This is a genomic window from Pseudomonas sp. GW460-12-10-14-TSB1, from assembly GCF_017349775.1.
In the GTDB taxonomy this organism is placed as follows: domain Bacteria; phylum Pseudomonadota; class Gammaproteobacteria; order Pseudomonadales; family Pseudomonadaceae; genus Aquipseudomonas; species Aquipseudomonas piscium.
In genome coordinates this window covers 1-7,281 of sequence record NZ_JACNAC010000110.1, presented here as the reverse complement: position 1 = coordinate 7,281, position 7,281 = coordinate 1, and the positions used below count along the sequence as shown (strand labels likewise).

The following is a 7,281-nucleotide window of genomic DNA, read 5'->3' as shown; positions in this document are numbered from 1 at the left end:
CAAGCCAGCGTGCTGATCGGCACCGCCGAAAAGATGATCGAGATCTGGAACCGCCTGACGCCGGAAAAACAGGCCGCCCTGCTGGCGCGCTTCGGCACCCAGGAAAACGCCCTGGCCGCCCTGGTCACCACCCAATTGCTGGCCCCCACCCAGGCCTGAACCCGCGACGCGCAAAAAACTTGCGCCAGCCCATCGATTTCTCCACCTGAATCGTTTCAACCCTCGGTATCATAAGCAGCCTATCTATTTCTGCCGCGCCCGTGGACCTTTCCCATGCCAGATACCCAGCGCCCCTTGGCGGTCACGCTGCAAGTCGTCTCCATCGTCCTTTTCACCTTTATCGGCTACCTGAACATCGGCATTCCCTTGGCCGTGCTGCCGGGCTACGTGCACAGCGAACTGGGCTTCGGCGCGGTGATCGCCGGACTGGTGATCAGCGTGCAATACCTGGCCACCCTGCTCAGCCGCCCCTATGCCGGGAAGATCATCGACAACCTGGGCAGCAAGCGCGCGGTGATGTACGGCCTGGCCGGCTGCGGCCTGAGCGGTGTGTTCATGCTGCTGTCGGCGTGGCTGAGCAGCTTGCCGGTGCTGAGCCTGGCCAGCCTGCTGATCGGGCGCCTGGTGCTGGGCAGCGCCGAGAGCCTGGTGGGCTCGGGTTCCATCGGCTGGGGCATCGGCCGCGTCGGTGCGCAGAACACCGCCAAGGTGATTTCCTGGAACGGTATCGCCAGCTATGGCGCGCTGGCCGTCGGCGCGCCGCTGGGGGTGTTGCTGGTGGATCGCCTGGGGCTGTGGAGCATGGGCGTGAGCATCATCCTGCTGGCGCTCCTCGGCCTGGCGCTGGCCTGGCCGAAACTGGCGGCGCCGATCGTCGCCGGTGAGCGCCTGCCGTTCATCCATGTCCTGGGCCGGGTGTTTCCCCACGGCTGTGGCCTGGCCCTGGGCTCGATCGGTTTTGGCACCATCGCCACCTTCATCACCCTGTATTACGCCACCCAGAACTGGTCCAACGCGGTGCTGTGCCTGAGCCTGTTCGGCGCCAGCTTTATCGGCGCGCGCCTGCTGTTCGGCAACCTGATCAACCGCCTCGGCGGCTTTCGCGTGGCGATCGCCTGCCTGTCGGTGGAAACCCTGGGCCTGCTGCTGTTGTGGCTGGCGCCGGATGCCCATTGGGCCCTGGCCGGCGCGGCGTTGAGCGGCTTCGGCTTCTCCCTGGTATTCCCGGCGTTGGGGGTGGAAGCGGTCAATCTGGTCCCCGCCTCCAGCCGTGGCGCGGCGGTGGGCGCCTATTCGCTGTTCATCGACCTGTCGCTGGGGATCACCGGACCGCTGGCCGGGGCGATCGCCGCCGGTTTCGGTTTTGCCTCGATCTTCCTGTTCGCCGCCCTCGCCGCCTGCAGCGGTTTGCTGCTGAGCCTCTACCTGTACCGCCAGGCACCGAAGTATCGCGAGGAACGCGGCGAGCGCTAGGTCCGCACTTGTCGTACAGAGCCTAGTAGTCGACCTTGCCGCGGCCGGCCTTGATATTGCCGCGCTTGCTCTTGGACTCCAGGCGCCGGGTCTTCGAGCCCAGGGTCGGCTTGGTCGGCCGGCGCTTCTTCTCCACCTTGATGGCGCCGAGGATCAACTCCACCAGGCGCTCCAGGGCATCGGCGCGATTCTGTTCCTGGGTCCGGTATTGCTGGGCCTTGATGACGATCACCCCGTCGCTGGTAATCCGACTGTCGCGCAGCGCCAGCAGCCGCTCCTTGTAGAACGGCGGCAGGGACGAGGCCGGAATGTCGAAGCGCAGGTGCACCGCGCTGGAAACCTTGTTGACGTTCTGCCCACCCGCGCCTTGCGCGCGAATGGCGGTCAACTCGATCTCGGCATCCGGCAGATGCACGTTGTTGGAAATCACCAGCATGGAAAAGGAATCCGCTTTCAGGGCGTTCAGGATACCGCGCCTGGGGATTTGCAGCGCCCACAAAAAACCCGGCCGAAGCCGGGTTTCTCGTTACCGCGCGGACCTCACTTCAACGAAGCATTGGCCGCCTGCAGATTGTGCTGCGCGCTGCGCTTGTTCTTGATGCCGTAGCAGACCCACATGAAGGCGACCCAGACCGGAATCGCGTACACCGAGATCTGGATGCCCGGAATCATCAGCATGATGCCGAGGATGAACACCACGAACGCCAGGCAGATGTAGTTGCCGTAGGGGTACCACAGCGCCTTGAACAGCGGCGATTGTTTCGTGCGGTTCATGTGCTGGCGGAACTTGAAGTGCGAGTAGCTGATCATCGCCCAGTTGATCACCAGGGTCGCGACCACCAGCGACATCAGCAGCTCCAGGGCGTGCTGCGGGATCAGGTAGTTGAGCACCACGGCGACGAAGGTCACCACCGCCGAGGCCAGGATCGACATCACCGGCACGCCGCGCTTGTCGATCTTCGCCAAGACTTTCGGCGCGTCGCCCTGCTCGGCCATGCCCAGCAGCATCCGGCTGTTGCAGTAGGTGCCGCTGTTGTACACCGACAGCGCCGCGGTCAGGACCACGAAGTTGAGGATGTGCGCCGCGGTGTCGCTACCCAGCATCGAGAACACCTGGACGAACGGGCTGCCGCTGTAGGCATCGCCGGAGGCATTCAGGGTCTCCAGCAGGCTGTTCCATGGGGTCAGGGACAACAGCACGACCAGGGCACCGATGTAGAAAATCAGGATGCGGTAGATCACCTGGTTGATGGCCTTGGGAATCACGGTCTTCGGCTTGTCGGCCTCGGCCGCGGTAAACCCGAGCATCTCCAGGCCACCGAAAGAGAACATGATGATCGCCATGGCCATCACCAGGCCGCTGACGCCATTGGGGAAGAATCCGCCGTGTTCCCACAGGTTGCTCACCGAAGCCTGCGGGCCGCCGTGACCGCTGACCAGCAGGTAGCTGCCCAAGGCGATCATGCCGACGATGGCCACCACCTTGATGATCGCGAACCAGAACTCGGCTTCACCGAAGACTTTGACGTTGGCCAGGTTGATCAGGTTGATCAGCACGAAAAACGCTGCGGCCGAGGCCCAGGTCGGCACGTCCGGCCACCAGTAGTGCACGTACTTGCCGACCGCGGTCAGCTCCGACATACCCACCAGGATGTACAGAATCCAGCAGTTCCAGCCCGAGAGGAAACCGGCGAAACCACCCCAGTACTTGTGCGCGAAATGGCTGAAGGAACCGGCCACCGGCTCTTCGACGATCATCTCGCCGAGCTGGCGCATGATCATGAAGGCGATGAAGCCGCAGATGGCGTAGCCGAGGATCATCGACGGGCCGGCGGACTTGAGCACGCCGGCGGAGCCCAGGAACAATCCGGTACCGATCGCGCCGCCCAGGGCGATCAGTTGAATATGGCGATTTTTCAGGCCGCGTTTCAGCTCGCCTGAATGCGGGTTTTGTCCACTCATGAAAAGGGTCTCACGCAAGGTTTGATGATGTTCGATAGACGTTGCAGCCGACAGCAGGCTTAAGCAGCGCGGATCAAACCCCAGCGCAGGCACCAGGAGTTCAGCCTTTGTTTAACAGTCATGCGTCACCTGTTTGTTTTTATCTGTGACGAAATCGAACCCACCACGCTTGTGACGCGGCGGAGTGAACAAGGCGGATAGCCTTGAGATTATTGGCCCTGGGAGCGTGTTTCGAGCATTCGAGCCTGGGCTCGTCATGCGTTGAAACCAGTCGTTGGGGCGCAAAATGCGCGGATACGCAGTTGGGTCACAGTTAAAACGCCGCGCATTGTACACCCCTGACTCCCTGCCGCCAGACGCGGCTTATCAGCGCGTCGGGTGCCGGAATCGCACGGGGCCTGCTCGATGCTTGGCATCGGCGGCAAGGTTCGGGACAGACCCATCGGGGTCGTCGACGAAGGTACGACAGCAATCGCCCTTCGGAGGGAATCGGTTGAGGTGAGCCACGGCGTTCATTGCGCCTCCTTCTTGTTATGCACCTGCACACAGGCATGGGCTGCATCACACCTGCCTTGAGACCGCGGAACAAGCGGCTTGGAGCCCGGCGGCGGGCAATATCCAGGCAGCGCCGGAAGGTTTTTCTTACAGCGCCGGATGAGGCTCGATTCCATGACTCGATAGCGGATTTTTCGTAAGCATTTCTTTACAAGGCGGAACGTATTTTTTCCACTTCAGATCGGCATCCGCAGCGACTGCAAATTGACGGCCAGCGGTTTTTTATCTGTCTGCTCGCTCAGCTTTTTGTTTTTTCTTGATAATTTTCCAGCGCAAAAACAGAAAAAAAAGTTCAATAAAAATAATTCAATTATTTTTTTGCATTTCAAAAAACCCTGGACTAGGTTTCCAGCCACTTGTCGGACCACACCCCCGGCAAGCCGAGCGGCCACGTTGAGCAGCCAGGGTTTTCACGCACTCCCCCGTAGAACACCCGGGCCGTCTCACCGACTGCTTTTATCCGAAAAGTCATCTAGGAGATTCACGATGCAAGCACTGGAAAAAGACTTGGACACTGAACTGCAACTGGACGATTGGTTTGAAGCAGCGACCCACGAGGCCGCGGTGGAAATGATGCAGGCCGACGCGGTAGTACCGTTCGGCACAGCGATGTGGCCTTTGTAAAAGCGGCCATCCGGCAGGAGCGGCCCGGCGGTCGCCCCTGCCTCCACTCGCTGTCCGTCAGGGAGGATCCATGGACAACACCGCTGCCATCCGGCATTTCCTTTACTACCTCGAACACCATCCGGCCCTGGCCGACCGCCAGAGCGCCAGGGTCCTGATCGGCCACACCGCCGAATACACCGCCACCAGCGCCGCCATCATCGAACAGGCCGGTGAGCCCTTCCGCTTCACCGCCCTGCGCCTCGACCTCGAGCCCACCTCGGTGCTGACCCAGGCCATCGCCGACTGCGATCTGTATATCTTCTTCTACGACTCCTCCACCCTCTCGCCACCCCGCCCGCAAGGCCCAGAGTTCATCCAGGCGCTGCAGGGCGTGATGGCCGAGAACTGGAAGAAGTCGCTGCTGTTCAAGGACTACGGCGACTACTTCTACGACACCTTCAGCGTCGAGCCGCAACGCATCGCCGAGCTCAACGCAACCCTGATCCAGCATATGTCCGAGGCCACCACCCTGAGCTTTCGCGACGACCACGGTTCGTACTTCGAAGCGCCGCTGGACAGCATCAAGAAGTGGACCAACATCAACGGCGTGGGCAACTACGACCTGGCCCCCGGAGAAATCGCCAGCCACAGCGAGGCCATCAATGGCCGGGTGAAATTCGTCGGCACCTTCCTCGGCACTATCCCCTTCGCGCGCAAGTACGGCGTGCTGCAATCGCCGCTGGAACTGTGGATCGAGAACTCCACCATCAGCCGCATCGCCACCGACGTGCCAGGGCTGGCGGATGACTTCAACAAGTACCTGGATGCCAACCCGTCCAACCGGCGCATCGAGGAACTGGGCATCGGCACCAACGAAGGGGTGAAAGACCTCTACGCGCGCAACTCGGGATTCGAGGAGCGCCATTGTGGCCTGCACCTGGGGCTGGGCGGCGGCGCCAAGGGCAGCCACCACCTGGACCTGATCTTTGCCAGCGGAGTGCTGGCGCTGGACGACAAGCCGGTGTTCGATGGCAGGTTCGTGTTCTGAGCCAGTAGCCGCTGGCGCAGCCTGCGATCGACTGCGTAGCAGTCGCAAGATGCCGGAGCGCGAATATTCTGTTGACGGTTCTTACGGCCGCTGCGTCGGAATGCCGCCCAGCCCGATCGCAGGCTTCGCCAGCGGCTACATAGAGGCAAAAAAAAACGCCAACCCTGAGGTTGGCGTTTTTTCTTGTTGCCTACAGCTTGCAGCTCAAGGCTGCCTCACTCAGGCTTGCGGCGACCGAAACCCGGGCGCTGGCCGGAACCGGCCGGGGCGCCACGGCGCTTGCCCGACGGCGCATCCTTGTCGACCAGGACGATGCCCGGACGCTTGGACTTCGGCGCTGGCTTGGCCGGGCGCTTGGTGTCGCTCGGACGATCCGCCACTGGCGTACCGCGGCCCGATTCACCACGGCCGGCAACCGGACGCGGCGCACGTGGAGCGCGCTCGCCATCCTGGCGTGGCGCAGGTTTGCGGCCTGGACGCTCGCCTTCGATCTGCGGCTCGCGCGACGGGCGCGGGGCACCGGCGGCAGGCGCACCATGGGCCGGACGCAGGGTACGCACGCGCTCGCTCTTGCCCACCGGGCGCGAGGATTTGCGCTGCATGCGCTCCAGCTTGTCCTTGCTCTTGGCGTTGAGCTGCGGCATCGCCACCGGCGTCAAGCCAACCTCGGCGCTGAGGACGTCCACTTCGTACTGGCTCATTTCGCGCCAGCGGCCCATCGGCAGGTCGGAGTTGAGGAACACCGGACCGAAACGCACGCGCTTCAGGCGGCTGACCACCAGGCCCTGGGACTCCCACAGGCGACGTACTTCACGATTGCGGCCTTCCATCACCACGCAGTGGTACCAGTGGTTGAAACCTTCGCCACCGGGTGCTTGCTGTATGTCGGTGAACTTGGCCGGGCCGTCTTCGAGCATCACGCCGGCTTTCAGGCGCTCGATCATCTCGTCGTCGACTTCGCCACGCACACGTACCGCGTACTCCCGGTCCATCTCGTAGGACGGGTGCATCAGGCGGTTGGCCAGCTCACCGTCGGTGGTGAACATCAGCAGGCCGGTGGTGTTGATGTCGAGGCGACCGATATTGATCCAGCGGCCTTCCCGTGGGCGCGGCAGCTTGTCGAACACGGTCGGACGGCCTTCCGGATCGTCACGGGTGCAGATCTCGCCGTCGGGTTTGTTGTACATGATCACGCGGCGGACCGATTCGGACGCTTCTTCGCGCTTGATCACCTTGCCATCGATGGAGATGGCGTCATGCAAGTCAACGCGCAGACCAAGGGTGGCCTCTTTGCCATTGACCTTGATCCGGCCCTGGCTGATCCAGGACTCCACGTCGCGGCGCGAGCCGACGCCGATACGGGCGAGGACTTTCTGCAGCTTTTCGCCTGCTGGGCCGATTTCCTGGTGGTCTTGCTGGTCATGTTCACTCATCTGGGCACCTCCCGGTGTGTCGATTCAGGCTTGAGCGGCCTGAAGGGTAGTAAAAACAGGTCTTGTGGCGAAGGGATCGCCAAAGGGTCGCGAATCATACGCTCATGGCGTCGGTTGCGCATCAGAGACTAGCTGATAAGTGGCGGCCTACCGGTTTTTCCGCTGGCCGGTGGCAGCGCGGACACTTGGGCAAGCGATGTAGGA

Annotated in this window: 6 protein-coding genes; 3 read left to right on the top strand and 3 right to left on the bottom strand. The window is 62.4% G+C overall.

Translation table 11 applies throughout. The annotated features are described in order from the left end of the window. The first annotated feature begins 273 nt into the window (after positions 1–273). Positions 274–1,473, top strand: coding sequence for an MFS transporter (locus J4D52_RS30325; protein ID WP_063428967.1), 1,200 nt, complete (start codon positions 274–276; stop codon positions 1,471–1,473). A 22-nt stretch (positions 1,474–1,495) separates the two neighbouring features. On the opposite strand, the gene arfB is transcribed toward J4D52_RS30325, so the two are convergent. Both arfB and J4D52_RS30315 read right to left on the bottom strand, forming a co-directional pair. Further along, a complete protein-coding gene (gene arfB, locus J4D52_RS30320) occupies positions 1,496–1,909 on the bottom strand; it encodes an alternative ribosome rescue aminoacyl-tRNA hydrolase ArfB (RefSeq protein ID WP_007930091.1) in 414 nt (137 codons plus the stop codon). Positions 1,910–2,013: 104 nt separating this feature from the next. Continuing rightward, positions 2,014–3,435, bottom strand: a complete 1,422-nt coding sequence (locus J4D52_RS30315; RefSeq protein ID WP_009047665.1) for an amino acid permease — start codon at positions 3,433–3,435, stop codon at positions 2,014–2,016. Between the two features lie 1,041 nt (positions 3,436–4,476). Here J4D52_RS30315 and J4D52_RS30310 point away from each other — a divergent pair. Both J4D52_RS30310 and J4D52_RS30305 read left to right on the top strand, forming a co-directional pair. Further along, positions 4,477–4,614, top strand: a complete 138-nt coding sequence (locus J4D52_RS30310) for a hypothetical protein (RefSeq protein ID WP_007930088.1) — start codon at positions 4,477–4,479, stop codon at positions 4,612–4,614. A 70-nt stretch (positions 4,615–4,684) separates the two neighbouring features. After that, on the top strand, positions 4,685–5,644 hold the full coding sequence (locus J4D52_RS30305) for a leucyl aminopeptidase (protein ID WP_053277926.1): 960 nt from the start codon (positions 4,685–4,687) through the stop codon (positions 5,642–5,644). 215 nt (positions 5,645–5,859) lie between these two features. On the opposite strand, the gene rluB is transcribed toward J4D52_RS30305, so the two are convergent. Continuing rightward, on the bottom strand, positions 5,860–7,077 hold the full coding sequence (gene rluB / locus J4D52_RS30300; RefSeq protein WP_063428965.1) for a 23S rRNA pseudouridine(2605) synthase RluB: 1,218 nt from the start codon (positions 7,075–7,077) through the stop codon (positions 5,860–5,862). Between the last annotated feature and the right edge of the window lie 204 nt (positions 7,078–7,281).

Bases quoted from the DNA above. Each gene is read 5' to 3' on its own strand.
- J4D52_RS30325 (WP_063428967.1), top strand. From the start codon at position 274: ATGCCAGATACCCAGCGCCCCTTGGCGGTCACGCTGCAAGTCGTCTCC.
- arfB (WP_007930091.1), bottom strand. From the start codon at position 1,909: ATGCTGGTGATTTCCAACAACGTGCATCTGCCGGATGCCGAGATCGAG.
- J4D52_RS30315 (WP_009047665.1), bottom strand. From the start codon at position 3,435: ATGAGTGGACAAAACCCGCATTCAGGCGAGCTGAAACGCGGCCTGAAA.
- J4D52_RS30310 (WP_007930088.1), top strand. From the start codon at position 4,477: ATGCAAGCACTGGAAAAAGACTTGGACACTGAACTGCAACTGGACGAT.
- J4D52_RS30305 (WP_053277926.1), top strand. From the start codon at position 4,685: ATGGACAACACCGCTGCCATCCGGCATTTCCTTTACTACCTCGAACAC.
- rluB (WP_063428965.1), bottom strand. From the start codon at position 7,077: ATGAGTGAACATGACCAGCAAGACCACCAGGAAATCGGCCCAGCAGGC.